Annotated in this window: 18 protein-coding genes; all 18 read right to left on the reverse strand. The window is 71.0% G+C overall.

Annotation, left to right across the window (positions count from 1 at the left end; genetic code table 11):
* Positions 1–7 precede the first annotated feature (7 nt).
* On the reverse strand, positions 8–262 hold the full coding sequence (locus AB0D01_RS20700) for a hypothetical protein (RefSeq protein WP_363057250.1): 255 nt from the start codon (positions 260–262) through the stop codon (positions 8–10).
* Positions 259–516 (reverse strand): hypothetical protein, encoded by a 258-nt coding sequence (locus AB0D01_RS20705; protein ID WP_363057252.1) that lies wholly within the window; start codon positions 514–516, stop codon positions 259–261. The genes AB0D01_RS20700 and AB0D01_RS20705 overlap by 4 nt, the downstream gene beginning before the upstream one ends.
* A 71-nt stretch (positions 517–587) precedes the next feature.
* Positions 588–1,379 carry a peptidoglycan-binding protein gene (locus AB0D01_RS20710; protein WP_363057254.1) on the reverse strand — a complete coding sequence of 264 codons (792 nt, stop codon included), beginning with the start codon at positions 1,377–1,379 and terminating at the stop codon, positions 588–590.
* A 70-nt stretch (positions 1,380–1,449) separates the two neighbouring features.
* Positions 1,450–3,096, reverse strand: coding sequence for a hypothetical protein (locus AB0D01_RS20715; RefSeq protein ID WP_363057256.1), 1,647 nt, complete (start codon positions 3,094–3,096; stop codon positions 1,450–1,452).
* A 159-nt stretch (positions 3,097–3,255) separates the two neighbouring features.
* On the reverse strand, positions 3,256–4,134 hold the full coding sequence (locus AB0D01_RS20720) for a hypothetical protein (protein ID WP_363057258.1): 879 nt from the start codon (positions 4,132–4,134) through the stop codon (positions 3,256–3,258).
* Positions 4,134–5,240 carry a hypothetical protein gene (locus tag AB0D01_RS20725; RefSeq protein WP_363057260.1) on the reverse strand — a complete coding sequence of 369 codons (1,107 nt, stop codon included), beginning with the start codon at positions 5,238–5,240 and terminating at the stop codon, positions 4,134–4,136. The genes AB0D01_RS20720 and AB0D01_RS20725 overlap by 1 nt, the downstream gene beginning before the upstream one ends.
* Before the next feature lie 12 nt (positions 5,241–5,252).
* Positions 5,253–6,236, reverse strand: a complete 984-nt coding sequence (locus AB0D01_RS20730; RefSeq protein WP_363057262.1) for a hypothetical protein — start codon at positions 6,234–6,236, stop codon at positions 5,253–5,255.
* Positions 6,237–6,249: 13 nt separating this feature from the next.
* On the reverse strand, positions 6,250–7,158 hold the full coding sequence (locus tag AB0D01_RS20735; RefSeq protein ID WP_363057264.1) for a hypothetical protein: 909 nt from the start codon (positions 7,156–7,158) through the stop codon (positions 6,250–6,252).
* Positions 7,159–7,161: 3 nt separating this feature from the next.
* The gene (locus AB0D01_RS20740) at positions 7,162–9,573 is read right to left on the reverse strand and encodes a phage tail tape measure protein (RefSeq protein ID WP_363057374.1); all 2,412 of its coding nucleotides are present in this window, start codon (positions 9,571–9,573) and stop codon (positions 7,162–7,164) included.
* Positions 9,574–9,806: 233 nt separating this feature from the next.
* On the reverse strand, positions 9,807–10,295 hold the full coding sequence (locus AB0D01_RS20745; protein ID WP_363057266.1) for a hypothetical protein: 489 nt from the start codon (positions 10,293–10,295) through the stop codon (positions 9,807–9,809).
* Complete coding sequence (locus tag AB0D01_RS20750; protein WP_363057268.1) at positions 10,295–10,834, reverse strand: phage tail tube protein; 540 nt, start codon at positions 10,832–10,834, stop codon at positions 10,295–10,297. Before AB0D01_RS20750 ends, AB0D01_RS20745 begins: the two co-directional genes overlap by 1 nt.
* A 9-nt stretch (positions 10,835–10,843) precedes the next feature.
* The gene (locus AB0D01_RS20755; RefSeq protein WP_363057270.1) at positions 10,844–11,275 is read right to left on the reverse strand and encodes a minor capsid protein; all 432 of its coding nucleotides are present in this window, start codon (positions 11,273–11,275) and stop codon (positions 10,844–10,846) included.
* Positions 11,272–11,625 (reverse strand): hypothetical protein, encoded by a 354-nt coding sequence (locus AB0D01_RS20760; RefSeq protein WP_363057272.1) that lies wholly within the window; start codon positions 11,623–11,625, stop codon positions 11,272–11,274. The genes AB0D01_RS20755 and AB0D01_RS20760 overlap by 4 nt, the downstream gene beginning before the upstream one ends.
* Positions 11,622–11,942, reverse strand: coding sequence for a hypothetical protein (locus tag AB0D01_RS20765; RefSeq protein WP_363057274.1), 321 nt, complete (start codon positions 11,940–11,942; stop codon positions 11,622–11,624). Before AB0D01_RS20765 ends, AB0D01_RS20760 begins: the two co-directional genes overlap by 4 nt.
* Entirely contained in the window at positions 11,936–12,334 is a 399-nt protein-coding gene (locus AB0D01_RS20770; protein WP_363057276.1) for a hypothetical protein, read from the reverse strand. The genes AB0D01_RS20765 and AB0D01_RS20770 overlap by 7 nt, the downstream gene beginning before the upstream one ends.
* A 4-nt stretch (positions 12,335–12,338) precedes the next feature.
* The gene (locus AB0D01_RS20775) at positions 12,339–12,587 is read right to left on the reverse strand and encodes a hypothetical protein (RefSeq protein ID WP_363057278.1); all 249 of its coding nucleotides are present in this window, start codon (positions 12,585–12,587) and stop codon (positions 12,339–12,341) included.
* An 11-nt stretch (positions 12,588–12,598) separates the two neighbouring features.
* On the reverse strand, positions 12,599–13,609 hold the full coding sequence (locus tag AB0D01_RS20780; protein ID WP_363057280.1) for a major capsid protein: 1,011 nt from the start codon (positions 13,607–13,609) through the stop codon (positions 12,599–12,601).
* Between the two features lie 18 nt (positions 13,610–13,627).
* Complete coding sequence (locus tag AB0D01_RS20785; protein WP_363057282.1) at positions 13,628–14,329, reverse strand: hypothetical protein; 702 nt, start codon at positions 14,327–14,329, stop codon at positions 13,628–13,630.
* Positions 14,330–14,361 lie beyond the last annotated feature (32 nt).

Raw genomic sequence — 14,361 nt, forward strand, 5'->3', positions numbered from 1 at the left:
GTTGCGTTCAGCGGGCGGTGCCCTGCCAGAGAGTGAGGGCGAGGCCGATCACGGCGACTAGGGCGAGCACGCTCGGGAGCGGCCACCGTGTCTTTTCGAGCGCGTCGAGGCGCTGCTCGTGATCGGCGAGCTGCCGGTCGACCTGATCGCCGCGCTGCACTACGAGGGCGAGCTGCCCGTCGAGGCGGGCGAATCCCGCCTCGACGACGCCGCGCAGCCGCTCAAGTTCGAGGGCGACGTCGGACGGAGAGGGGTCGGTCACTGGCGCCCGTCCCGGTCGAGGGCGAGCAGCTCGTCGTCACGGTGCGGCGTGGTACGCAGCCACGACGGCAGCAGGGCCTGCACACCGGGCAGCGCCATGACCCGCGCGGTACCGCCGGCGACGGCGAGCGCCGCGGCGACCCACGGCAGAGTGGCAGGAATCCCGGACGCGTCAACGATGGCGGGCAGCAGGACGGCGAGCGCGAGAGCGGTCTGCACGATGGTGCGGAGGGTACGGCGGGATGCATCAGTCATGAGCGGTTCCTCTCTTGAAAAACGGGGGCGCCCCGCCCGCGGTCGGTGCGGGCGGGGCGAGGGCGGTGTGATCAGACGTTCGGGACCTTGAGCGCGTCCCAGCTCGTGCGGCCGGGCCACCCGTCGGCGTCGTCGCCGGAGAAGCCGAGGCGGCGCTGCCACCGGGCGTAGCTCTGCCGGTCGGACTCGGTCCACTGCGGGCCGGGGCCCTCGCGGTACGCCGAGCAGCCCTCGGCGACGAGCCGGCGACCCATGGCGGTCACGATCGGCGAGCGCGGGTTGCGCTTGAACCAATCGGCGCCCGGGAACGGCTCGTACTTTTGCGCCGGCGTGCCGGTGCCGCCGCCGGGACGGGGGGCGCCGCGCTGCACCCATGCGTACAGCGGGCCGCCGGGGCACGCGGTCGCGTACCCGTCGCGGTGTCCGCGGATCTCGTCGCCGGCGTCGCCGTCCTCGCGCAGCCACTCGATCGCGTCGCGGAGGCCGGCGAGCTGCGCGGCGGTCGGCTCGGTCAGTCCCGAGCTGCCGAGCAGCGCACACACCGCGTAGTGCCCGACGTTCAGCGCGGCCGTGCCGTTCGCACCGGTCTTGCGGTGCGCGCCGCGGCCCTCGAACACGTAGCCGTGCGGGCAGACGAGCGCGTTGTACGCGACGTCGGAATAGTCCTCTTCCCTGTTGGCGAGGTGGCTCGCCTGAATCGAGCGGACTCGGGCGGCACACTGCCCGTGCGCGTCCGGCCGGCCGAGGGACTCGGGCACGTACGTGCCCTCATAGTGGATCTTCACGCCCCGGGTGCTGCCTATGTAGGCGAGCGGGTATCGGGACGGGCGGGCGCCCCACTGGGCGCGGGTGATGAACTGCAAAGGGCCCTCCGGGCATAGAAAAAGCCCCGGGCCACAAGGGCGCGGGGCGTCGGTGTAGAGGGGCGGCGATCTACGCGAGCCCCGTCCAGAAGCGGTTACTGCCGTTCTCCATCGAGCCGAGGGTGAGCGAGGCGGGCGCGGTCGCGGCGCCGGTCGCGTAGGACCCGAAGCGGCGGACGTTGTTCAGCCCGAACACGTTGGGGGGCGAGCCGAAACTCGACTCGGCGACGAGCATCATCGGGCCGTCGCCGGTGCTGGTGTTGTACTGGAATCGCCACGCGACGTAGTACAGGCCGGCTGCGGCGGAGTAGGCGGCGGTGAGTGGGCTTGAGACTGTCGCTCCGCCGGAGTTGTGGACCTCGGCGGGCTCGGCGCCCGCGGTTGACAGGTCCGCGGTCTGCGCGACGCGCGTTCCGGCCGAGTTGTAGAGCGCGGCCCACGATCCCGTGGTGAGACCGCCGGCGTATCCGCCGAAGTGCCACACGATGCGGGTCACGGACGCCGCCGAGCGCAGATATACCGCGGTGACTCGGATTGGGCCCGATCCCGGGTAGAGCGGGGCGGAGTGCCCGAGGGCAGGGTCGAACGCCCACGTCAGCAGACCGAGGTCGGACGCGCGCCATTCGCCCCCGCCGAGGGCGTCAACGTAGGACTTTCGTGCGAGGTGGTTGTCGGTGGTCGGCGCGGCCGAGCTCGACGGCACGCTGCTGAACGTCTTGGCGCCGGCGACAGTCTGCGCGCCGGTGAGCAGGACGGCGGTACCGGCGGCCTCGGCGCCGACGTCTGCGGCGACGAGCGCGACCGCTCCGGTCTTGCCCGCGACCGAGGTCACGGGGATGCCGGCCGGCTGGACGTACCGAGCGTCGCCGGCGGCCTGATCGAGCGCGCCGACGTCGGCCGCGGTGAGGACGACCGCGCCGGTCTTTCCGTTGACCGAGGCGACCGCGCCGCCCGAGCTCGTCGGGAGCTGCGCGGCGGGCACCTTTCCGTCGGCGCCGAGGGTGGCGACGCCGTTCGCGGCGCCGGCCGCGGTGGTGGCGAGGGCGCCGACGTCGCCGGCGGTGAGGGTGATCGAGGCGGCGCTCTTGCCGTTGACGGACTGGACGACGCCGCCCGGGCCGGTCGGTCCGACGTCGCCCCGGTCGCCCTTCGGTCCCTTCAGGTTGCCGACCGCCGTTCCCCAGCCGCTAGCGTTCCGCTGCCAGACGTCGCCGGTATCGGTGCGCAGCAGCAGGTCGCCCGGGCGGGTCGAGGTGCTCGGCGTGGTCGTGTTGTTCAAGTACCAGGCTGCGCCGCGGACGTCGCCGCCGATCTGCGTCCACGCGCCGGCGGTCCGCTGCCACGTCGAGACGGTCGTCGAGGTGACGCCGAGGAACACGGTTGTCTCGTACCGCACGTAGAGGTCGCCGTCGACGCCGAGGCCGGCGCCCGCGGCGGCGCTGCCGCTGTAGATCCGCGATCCCGGGGGACCGGTCTCGCCCTGCTCGCCTCGGGGGCCCGGTACGCCGACATAGTTCGGCTTGCTTGGGTCGGTGGGGGCGATGTCGGCGAGGTCGACCTCGGGCTGCGCCCGGGGCAACAGGATGTTGTACGAGCGTCCCACGGGGATTCCCGAGAGCTGCTCGGTCACGATGTACGCCCACCCCGACGGTTCCATGTCGGGGGCATCGGTGGCGGGCAGCGTGACCTCGATCGCGCCCTGCGCGTCGAGCTGCACGGTTACCGGCCCGCCGAGGATGACGTCGGCCGCGGGGAATGTGAGCGTCGCCGGCGCGCGAAAGACGAGCGAGCCCGACAACGGGGTGCCGTTGGGAGCGAGGAACCTCGCCCGGACGGTCACAGTGGGGATGGATGCGGGCAGCAGGGGGCGCCCTCCTTAGTCGTCGAGGGTGCGCAGCCCTGACGGAGCGCGCGCGGGTGTGGGCTGCTGGTCTTTGGCCGGCGTCTCGCTTGCCGCAGGGCCCGTTCCCTGCTGCGCGGTGGCTGCGGCCGTCGGGGTTCGGCTCGGCACGCGGGGCGCCTCATCGGGGGTGTAGGTGTGGCGGTAAAGCGCCGAGTAGAGGCGGGTCTCGACGTCGCGGCCGGCTTCCTTGTTGCGGTGCTCGACCGTCCACTCGACCCACTGCATGAACTCGATGTCGTGCATGGGCTGCTGGATGAACTTGTTGGTCCACTGGCCGGCCGGACAGTCGTACTCGGCGACTGTGATCGAGGTTCCGCCCTCGGGCTTCATGCTGACTTTGACCTGCCCGCCGCCGGTGTTGGCGTAGGTGAACAGCTCGATCTCGGCGACCGCGTGCGTCGCCGGCCCCGAGCCCCACCACGCCGGCTGATAGGCGGTGAGCGCCGTGTTCTGCCGCTCCGTGGGGTGAAGCTGAATCGGCAGCATGGGCCGGCCGAGGAACCGGTCGGAGAACGCGTCATCCATCAGGATGGGAGTCGGGCGCTCCTTGTCGCGGCTCCATATGCGGATCATCTGATCCTCTTCGAGGATGTCGTCGCCGACCGTGAGAGCACGCGTTCCGGAAGCTCGACGGATGAACACGCCCCAGTCCCCTTGCGGGGTCTGGCCGACCTTGAAGGTGTCGACACCCTCGGGCGTCTGGGCGATGAGCTGTCCACCCTCGCCGATGGTGATGTCTCCGTGCAGGATCTGGTCGAGAGCCGGGCGGATGTTCGCGCGGCCGGTGAGTTCGCGTACCCGCCGTTCGAGCTCGCGGATTCGGTCGAGCAGGTCAAGGGGGATTGCTGCCACTAGGCGGCCTCCAGGAATAGGCGGGCGGTCTCGGGCCGGCCGCGGAGAGGTGGGGAAACGGCGAGCCCGACAACGCGGTATCGCTGGTCGAGTCCCTCGGCCCACCACAAGTCACGGATACGCACGCGGACTGTGGCGCCGAGCAGCGCCGGCGACAGAGGGGTGCGACCGAGGGCGACAGTTACCTCGGGGATCGTCTGTGGGCGGAGCGCGGCGGAGTGATCGGCGCGCGCGTGCGCGTCGAGGGTGGCCTGCTCGGTGACCGTGGAGTAATCCGAGGTTCCGTCCAGCCGCGGCCACCCGCCGGCGAGCTGCTCGTCGTCGACGAGCAGCTCGGACATGATCGGCAGACTCTCTTTGGTCTGGTTCTTGTTGTCGGACGCGCCCCGGGACTGCCAGACGTTCGCCCGCACCGTGGCATCAATGGGCCACCCGTAGGACATGATCGGGCCCGGATGATCGAGGACGACCTCGCTTGCGCCGGTGCGGATCACGGGCGAGCCGAGTTGCAGTTGCTTGACTCGCCGGCCGCTTCCGGGGTCGCGGTAGCTTGCGATCCTCCACTCGAATCCGCCCTCGACCGAACCGAGTTGGTCGATCAACTCTCGGATGCGGGGTACGTCGTAGCGCCGGTATGTGCGGTCGCGCAGCCTGCCCGAGAGCTGCTCGGCGTCGTACTCGATACCGATGTCGCCGCCGGGCAAGCTCGCCGAGTAGTCGATCAGTCCGCGAACGATGTCGTATTGATCAACTGCTGTCGCCTGCTGGGTGTGGAGTACCGCCCGGTGGTCGAGGTAAGTCGCCCACCCGCCGGCCTGTACCTGTAGCCCGAGAAACCCTCGGTCGTTGCTGGTGAGGTTGGCAGTCCATAGGACGCCGCCCCACCAGATTTCGGGGCCGCGCTCGATCCACAGGGCCGTACGCCCGGGCTCGACGGCGGCACGGGCTCGGGCGGCGATCCCGCGGTTCGGAAGCGGGATCGTCGCCGAGGCGGTGCCGATCTTGCCTATGTAGTCGTCGATTGAGACGTCGGTGATCGGCAGGACGTCGAGCAGTTGATCGCTTCGCAGATCGCAGAGCAGCACTCGATAGGCGGGGGTGGCCAAGATCCCACCCCCTTACGCGTCGAGCGGGTAGACCAACCCGGACAGAGCTGCCCACGTGGTGAGGCTCGGGTTACCGATGAACTTGAGGTGTCCGTTTGTCTGGCAGTCCACCTTGATCGGGACGCCGCCGGCCGCGATCGAGGCCGAGGTGTGCAGCGCGGGCCGAGCGGCGGCGGGAAGCGGCGCGGCGAGCGGCTGACCACTCGCCGGCGGGGCCGCGTTGGTCGCCCATGAGACGCCGCCCCGCCATTGCAGGTGAGGGACGCCGCCGAGCATGATCCTGCGGTACCGCAGCGTGCCTTGCGAGTTGCCCCCGTTGGTGTATCCAGCGGCGAGGGCGGGCGCAGTCCAGCCGATCACGGGGTCGAGGGTCTGCCATGCCGCGCCGTCCCAGCGATCGAGGCCGGTCCCGTTGTCGCGGTACTGGCCCGGGTAGGCGCCGGCGAACGACAGTCCCCACCCGCGCGGGATGATCCCTCCGTACGCCGAGGTAAAGCGGCGGCGGTCGGCGAGCGCCGAGCCCCACGTGATCCCGCCCGTTCCCGCGGACGTGCCGGCCGGAACGGTGATCTCCCACAGACGCAGTGCGGCCGGCGGAAGCGAGGGCGGGGTCGGCGTCGCGATCTCGGCGCCCCGGATGATCTCGACGCGAGCGAGGGTCTGTGTGCCGTTGTCGTACAGCTCGTCGTACACCCGCAGCACTACAGCGTCGATACGCCCGTACTGCGCGTGTCCGTCGCCGACGGTGAGAGTCTCGGGGGCGGTCACGGCGACCGGGTAGGCGCCTTGCGCGTCGGTGCCTTGCACCAGGGCGCGCCCGACGCCGATCTGTACCTGCATGGCGCCGGCGCCCGTCGCGTTCAGCGCGGTTCCGCCGGCGATCACGCCGTCGCGGGTCGTCATCGCGGACTCGGGCGCCATGGTGCCCAGCGGTGCGAGGCGGGTGTCTTCACGGGTCTGCCCGGCAGGGAGCAGCCATCCGGCACGCACGGTCAAGTCGGGGTCCTCCTTACCAATAGGCGGAGCGCCACCGGAGAGAGACCGAGGCGCGGGGGTCCGTCGAGCCAGGGGCCGCGCGGAACACGAGCGAGGTCGCGCCCGGGGCGAGCGCGAAAGCCTGCTCGGGGGCGCTGCGGGCCGTCGCGGTGTAGAGGCGCGAGGCGGTGCGGTTGAGCGTCACCGTGCCGTCGTGGGTGTCGACGAGCAGCTCGTCGTCGGCGGCGAGGTCGATGTCGTACTCGATCACTTCGCCCGTGCCCACGTTGGTCACGGACGGAAGGGAGACCGGCCCGCGAATCGTGATGATGGGGTGCGCGGGCGCGTCCCCTTCGTTGACGGCGCGCAGCGATCCCGTACTGCCCGGAGTGCCGAACGCGAGTGGGTAGAGCAGCCGTTCCGGGCCCGGGGTCACCTGCCAGTCGAGGCCGGCCTCGGGCGCGGGCAGCGCGGTCTCGACCTGCTGCTCGATCACGCTGTACCGGCGCGGGTCGCTCGCCTCGAATTGGAGTGCGGCCCCGGTGACGACCCCGATCGCGTACCCGCCCGTGCCCACGGGCACGGCGCGGCGGATACACCGCGCCCACGACAGCAGGGGCGGGGAGTCGTCGAGCTGAATCACGAGCGCCTGCTCGTCCTCACGGAGTGCGGTCGCCGCGGACAGTGCTCGCACCGCGGCGCCCATCCGGCCGGGGTCGGTACGGATCACGACGCCGTCGAGGGTGATCGTCCGGGCCTCGGCGAGCAGCCGGCCCGGGTAGGCGCCGTGCGCGTCGGCACGAGCGACCGTCCCCGAGTCGTAGCCGGGGGAGTCCTCCCACCCGGTGAGGGACTGCCACCCGTAGGCGGTACGGGGGCCGAGCAGCAGCTCGTCGCCGAACTGGACGTGTCCGGCGAGGCGGACCATGTCGCCCGGGGCCACTGCTCACCCCCTCCCCTTGGCGTGCCAAGCAAGCGCGACCGCGGTCTCGTCCGCGGACGCCGAGCCGGCGTGCCAGTTCTCAATGTGGACAGCCGGCCCCCAACCCCCGCCCGGGCCCGCCCCGTTAGCGGGGGCCGCGCCGGCGGCGGCGAACTGAGGGGCGGCGGGAACGGTGACGAGCCGGCGCATGGTGCGGTCGACCGCGGGCGCGCCGGCCTTGATGCCCTCGACGATGCCCGCCGGAATGAACTTGCCGATCTTGTCGCGCATAAGACGCGACGGCGAATGAATTCCGAGCGCCTTAGCGATCGGCCCCGGAATCAAATTCTTAGCCCAAGACATCAGGGTTGACCTGAGCCAACTTCCCATGCCCTTGATGCCGTTCCAAAGACCCATGATCAGGTCACGGCCCTTGTCGTACAGCATCGAGCCGAAGTTGCCGAAGTAGCCGGCGATCATGCCCGGCAGTCCGCGCACCCACGAAAGCATTTCGCCGGCCTTGCGCACGGTTCCCGACTTGATCGAATCCCAATGCTTGATGATCAGGCCGACCAAAGTCCAGTTCAGGAAGAAATCGACGATGCGGCCCGGGATGCCTCGCACCCACTCGACGGTGGCGTTCCAAATGCGGAGGGTGCCAGCCTTGATCGAGTCCCAGTGCTTAATGATGAGACCGACCAAAGTCCAATTCAGGAAGAATTGGAGGATCGCTTCTCCGATCCCCTTGAGCTTGCCCCACACCCAATCCCACGCCGCGCGCGTGGCGTTGACGATCGTGTCCCAGTTGGCAACGACCAACGCGACGATGCCGACCACGGCGGCGATCACGAGCGCGATCGGGCCCATGGCGAGCAGCCACGCAGCAGCCATCCGGGCACCCTGAATCAGGGACTGTGTACCCATGAGCACCCACGCGCCGACCACCCGCAGAGCAGCAGCCGCAGCACCCGCACCCTGTGCGACCCAACCCGCCAACATTGTGGCGTTGAGCAGCACAAACCGGGCTGCAGCGGTTACGCCGGCGGCGGTCTGAGTGGCCCATCCGGTGACGACAGCGGTCGTCGTCGACCATGCGGTGAGTCCGAGCGCGACGAGCGTCGGCAGCATCAGAACCGTGATCACGCCGGCCGCGATCGAGAGCGCCGTCGAGTGCTCGGAGATCCACCCGACGGACGCCTGAAACGCACCGCCCAACCCGCCCGCGCCGAGCCAGTCAGCCGCGGTCGAGAGCGCCGGAACCAAGTAGGTTCCGAGGACGTTCACGACCTTCTGCTCTACGCCTCGCTTGAACGCTTCGAGCTTGGTCGCTGCGTTGTCGTGTAGCGCATTGCCCGCGGCGTCGGTGGCGCCCTTGACATCGCCGAGCGCCTTAACCGCATTGGAAGGGTCGAGAGAGTAGATCGCTTTCTGCATATCCTCGGCCTTAGTACCAAAGAGGCCGAGAGCGATCTCGCTCTGCTTGGCAGGGTCCTTAACGCCCCGCAGCTTGTCGAGAACTTGGTCGAGTGCCTTTGCTGCTTCCGGGCCGCCCTTTTGAAATACCTGCTGCATCTTCTCGGCGGAAAAGCCGAGGTCTTGATAGGCGGTTGCTGTGGCCTCGCTCATTCCCTGCGCTTGCAGGGTGAACTCTTTCAGGCTGTCGGCGACCGTGTCGGCGTCGCGCGCACCGCCCTTGAGCCCCTGCTGCAACAGGCCCATGGACGTCTGAGCGTCGAGGCCGAGCTGCCGGAACTCAGTCGGGTATTCGGCGAACGTGTCGAGCAGGTCCTCGGCGACGTCGACGCCGTTCTGCGCGCCGCGCACGAGCACGTCGAGGGCCTGCTGCGCCGAGTCGGCGAGCCCGGTTTTCATCATCGTGCCGACGGCACGAGAGACCTTGCTGACGTCCTCGCCCATGACCGAGGCGGCCGAGGCGACTTGCGTCGCAAGCTGCTTGACCTGCCCCTGCGTTGCCTCGGGCGGAAGCAAGCCATTCCGGGCGATCCCCTTGACGATCTCGGCGCCGTCGGCGACCGAGTCGACGATCGCGCCCGCGTACAGGTCGCCGGCGACCTTGCCGTACTGCGCGGCGACCGGACCGGTCGCGCCGAGCTGCGCCTGCAACTGGCCCGGAATCTTGGACTGTTCGAGAGCCTGCCCGATCCCGGACATGAGGGCGCCGCCGATCGCGGCACCGATCGCCGCGGCGGCGAACCCCTTGAGGGCGGTCCCCATGCCTGAGGTCGCCTTGTCGGCGCCGTCGGCCGCACCCTCGGCGAGACCGTCGCCCAGGGCGTCGCCGGCCTGATCGCCGGCGCGCTCGGCCTCGGCGGCGATCCGGTCGCCGCCCGACTGCACCGCGGCGCGGGCGCGGTCCATGCCGGCGGCGGCGCCCGAGTCGTCGATCGAGACAGTGGCGGCGAGCTCTCCCACCATCAGTGCCAAGGGGCCTCACCTCCGGGGGGTCGCGCCTCCCGTCGGGGAGGAATCAGGCGGAGGTGTGAGGACCCGCGCGAGGCGGGACTCAGCAGAGAGCAGGGCGAGGATGCGCACGCGCAGCCAGCGCCACGAACGGGCCCGCAGCAGGCCCGGGGTGCCTAGGTCGATGCCGTAGACCTCGTGCAGATCGGCCTCGACGAGCGGCCACTCGGCGAGGATCTGCGCCCATGTCAGTGAGGCTTGCGGCCCTTCTTGCCCTTTCCTCGGGCGGGTGCCGGGCGGGTACTCGTACCACTCGTAGAGCCCCGACTCGGGGTCGAGTTCGCCGCACCCGATCGGTTCCGGCGAGCTGCCCGGTTCGGGGCCAGTCGAGAAGGGTCGCCGGCCGCGTTCCAGTAGCGTTCGGCGGCCTGCTTGTCCTGCGCGATCCACACCATGGCGGTGATCGCCGCGTGCTTGAGCGCCGGCCACTTCACGCCGTCGGCGATCATCTGATCGTGAGCGGTGCCGAGTACCTCGCGGTAGAGATCGCGCTCGGCGGCGTCGCCGAGCACCTGCTCGTCGGCCTTTCCTCCATCCGCGGCAACCGCGGCGGCGTTGATCAGCGCCTGCGTGCGCAGACCGATCTCGGCAGACGGGGCGGGCACTGTGTAGAGGCGGCCGGCGACGGGAAGTTCGAGCCGCTCGTCGAGCAGCTCGTCGAGGGCCTCGAACGCCACTACGCACCACCCCCGTTGAGCGTCTTGGCCTCGGCGGCGGCGAACGTGCCCCCGCCGGCGGCCGGGTTCGTGATCTCGGTGAGCGGGCCGGAACCGGTAAGCGTGACCTTGATCGTGTCGACCTCATCCGGGCCGCCCCCGTCGGGCTCCCACGTCACCAGGGCGGAACCTTCCTGCGCGTCGTTGGCTCCGTTGCGGTCGTAGTAGCGGACCCGTACGTAACTCTTGGCACCGAACGATCGGGACGCCTTCCGTAGTGCTTCCTGCGCGGCGTTGAACACGCCGGTCGTCGGGTGCGCGCGGTGCGCGATCGTGGTCTCGATCGACCACGCGAGCATGGTCACGGCCTGCTCGCTCCACCCCTCGGCGTCGTAGGTGGTCACCTCCTGCTGAGTCGGTTCGATCTTCGGTGTGAACTCGGTGACTCCGGGGACCAGCGTCCACACCGGGGTACCGGGAGTCGTGCCCATGTCCAGCTCAAGGCGGTACCGGCGGGCGAGCGCGGTTACGGTCTCGGCCGGGGGCGTCGGGGTGCTCAACGGCGCCTCCTATTCGAGGTTGGGGTGCGCCCGGTGGGCGCGGGCGTAGTAGTTGGCGGACCGCTCCCAGCGGCCGGCCGAGTCAGCGCCGATCGGGGCGGCCGAGACGCGATAGACGAGCTGCACAGGCACGGCGCCGAACCGATGCGGTCCGGACGCGTGCAGCAGCTCGTGCACCTGGTCGTCGAGGGCGTCGACCTCGCGCGGGTCGGCGCCGGCGCGCGTGCGGACCTGAATCCCGGTGGTCGTGTCGGTGAGTACCGACGAGTCGGTGACCGGGTAGGCAGACAGGCAGATGACGCGGTCGGGCGTGGGGGGAAGGGCGGCGACGGTGATCGCGGTCTCGCCTGCGGCGTACGGGCCGTCGGTGCGGTAGGTGCCCACGCCGGCGACGTGCAGCAGGCGGGCGAGACCGTCGAGCAGGTCGACGGTGTAGGTCATCGCAGCGCGCGCCGGATCTGCGCGGCGATCAGCGCTTGTACCTCGCCGGCGGTCTCGGGCAGCACGCTTTCGAGGTACTTAGCGCTGCGCCCGGGCGAGTGCCGGGCGGTCATGTCCTCATGGACGCGGGTTGCGTACGGGGTGTCGTAGGACACCGCGGCGACGAGCTGCTGCTCGTCGACCGAGGTCGCCCCGGAGCGTTCGAGGGTGCCCTCGTTGATCGGCACGCGCTGCCTGCTCGCGGCGAGGACGTGCTCGGCGCCGAGCAGCACCCCGCGGGCCGCGGCGTCGCGGATTGCGTCGGTGACGGCGTCGCCGTTCCAACGGAGTCGGGCGCGCTGCGGGCTCATTCGCACATCACCTCCGTGGACGCGGGGACCGGTAGGCCCGGGGCGGTGTGCGAGGCGGTCGTGATCGCCGTGGTGATCCGTCCGCCGGGCAGGGTGACGCGCGATCCGGGCGGGCAGTCGAGGCCCGGGGCGGCGATGATCTGCGCGCTGCTGGTGACCTCGCGGCCGTCGGGGGCGCGCACCATGCGCACGGCCTCGCCGACGAGCACGGGGTGCTCGACGAGCGGCCCGTACGTCGGGCCGTACGCGCCGTCGCCGAGGTAGGGCTCGACGCCGATTCGGTGGCGGAGCAGGGAGGGCGGGACGCGGGTCACCACGGGATCACCCGCCCCGGTTCGAGGCCGGCGCGGCGCAGCACCCGGGCGGCGCGCGGGGCGAGTTCGACGCCGGACGCGCCCGAGGTCGAGGCGGCGCGGCCGGACAGGGACACGGGACCGATCGAGACCGAATCCCATCGGCCCTGCGCCCCGGTGCCGTCGTCGCCGGCGGCGAGCCAGTATTCGACCTGTGCGCACGTCGCCGAGCTGAGCGCGGCGGCGATCGTCTGGTCGAGCGGGTCGCCGTCGTCGTCGACGGGATAGATCGCGGTCAGCAGCGCACTGTCGATGTCCTCGCCGGCGCGCGCTATCAGCCGCTCGGCGTCCGGCGGGGCCGGTGTGCCGAGCCATGCGGCGAGGGCCTCGGGGGTGGCGTAGGGCAGTCGCGCCACACGGTCACCCCCTCGGCTTGCCGCGGGCAGCAGAACGGCCCGCCGACTTGTCGTCTGGCGGGCCGTCCGGTTCGGTGGTGGGCTCGGCGTCCGGCGGATCGTGGTCGTGGGGCTCGACGGTGTAGCCGGCCCCCTGGCAGTAGCCGATAACGGCACGGTCGCTGGTGGTCGCGGTGCCGTTGACGAAGGGGACGCCGCCGGGCCCTTCGCCGGTGAAGTCGGCGACCGGGGCGGTAATGCGCATGGTGGTCATGTGCCGCCCCCTCACGCGCTCTTGATGTTGCGGAACACGGCGGCGGCGCGGGTGGCCTTGAGGACCGGAGCGACCGGCCCCATCTCGACCTCGCCGACCTTGACGGCGCCGGCCCGGTCGAACTCGGGGAGCCACGTGTTCACCAGCGGCGAGCCGCCCCCGACCGAGGCACCGTGGAAAGCGTCGAGCCCGTACCGGACGGCGTAGAGATCGCCGAGACCGGTCACGTTCCCGCCGGCGGCGGCGCCGTCAGGGTCACGGGTGACGAGCGAGATCACGTCCGTGTTCGAGCCGGCCTTGCTCTTGAGGTCGACGAGCGGGATTCCGTTGTACGCGGTGACCGGGCGGCCGAACGCGTCGGTCGTCTTGTCGAGCTGATCGGTCCATGCCGCGATGGTCTTGAACAGCGACAGGGTCTTGCGGTTGCCGTAGATCACATCCGGCGCGTCATCCATGGTCGCGAGCCAGTCGTCGACGTGACGCTGCGCGGCGAGCGCGGCGCCCTTGTCGGTGATCCCGGTCCAGTCGACGAAACCGGTCGCGACGCCGTTGTTCAGCGGCAGGTACTCGGTGCTCGACCCGGTGAGGATCTTCGACAGACCATCGAATCCCTTCGCGTCGGTGGCCTTGTCGCCGTTGATCACGGCGTCGGCGAACCGAGCTCGCGATGCCTTGATGAGCTGCTGCATGTTCAGCGTGACGGCGCCCGAGGCGGCCGGCCCGATACGGGCGATCACGCGGTCGATCTGGAAGGACCCGCCGAGGGGGACGAGATCGACGGTGTAGCGCTGCGTCGAGACCTCGGCGGGGGTGTACTCGGTGTTCAGCGCGCGGAAGTCGGCCGCGCGCTGCGTGATCAGCCGGCGGTACCCGTACGTGAGGGTGTCGCCGCCGGTCGGGCTCACGACGTTGTCGAACGTCATCCGGTCGAGGATGTCCGAGCTCTTACGGAACTCGTCGATCACGTTCACGTCGAGGTCATCGGCCGCGTTGTTCCGGGCCTCGGCAAGAGAGGTAGGCAAAGGGTTCTCCTAGGTGGTTCAGCCGCCGAGGCGGGCGGCGACGGCGTCGTGCAGGGAGGTTGCGCGCCGGTCGCCGGCGGGCGGGCCGTTGAACTCGCCGCCCCCGCGCGGCGGTCCGGCCGGAGCGGCGCGGTAGAGGTCGGGGTCGGCGTCGACCGCGGCTTTGATCGCGGTCGTGAGCGCGGCGTCGAAACCGGCGTCGGCGGGGTCGAGTTCGGCGACCGAGGTAAGGAAGCTGCGGGAGTTCAGCAGGCGGTCGCCTCGGGCGCCCTGGTCGGCGGCGACGCGGGCGACGGCGAGCTCGACGCGCGCGGAGCGCAGCGCGGCCCCGTTCTCGGCGAGCAGCCGGTCGCGTTCGGCGACGGCGGCGGCGAGCGCGGCGGGGTCCTTCTCGGACTCGGGATCGTTGGGGTTGAGCGCGCGGGTCACGGCGTCCAGTGCGGCGCGCAGCTCGTCGCGCTCGGCCGCGGCCTGCTCGGCTCGGGTCGTGGCTTCGACGAGCTGCTGCTCGGCGGCGGGGTCACCGGCCGGCGGAGTGCTCGGGGCCGGTGCCGGGTTGGGGTCGCCGGCCGGCGGGGCGGGCGGGGTGGCGGGGTCGGCGCCCTCGCCCGAGCCGCCCTTGATCGGCCAGATAGCGCGGCCGTCGCGGCGGCGGCCGAGGGCGCGCTCGCCGGTGCGCGGGTGGATCGGCAGGGAGTCGTCGAGGATGTGCTCGGGCATGGTGGCTCGGCCCTCCGAGGGCGTGGTGTGGG

Source organism: Streptomyces sp. NPDC048606 (genome assembly GCF_040650855.1).
Taxonomy (GTDB): domain Bacteria; phylum Actinomycetota; class Actinomycetes; order Streptomycetales; family Streptomycetaceae; genus Streptomyces.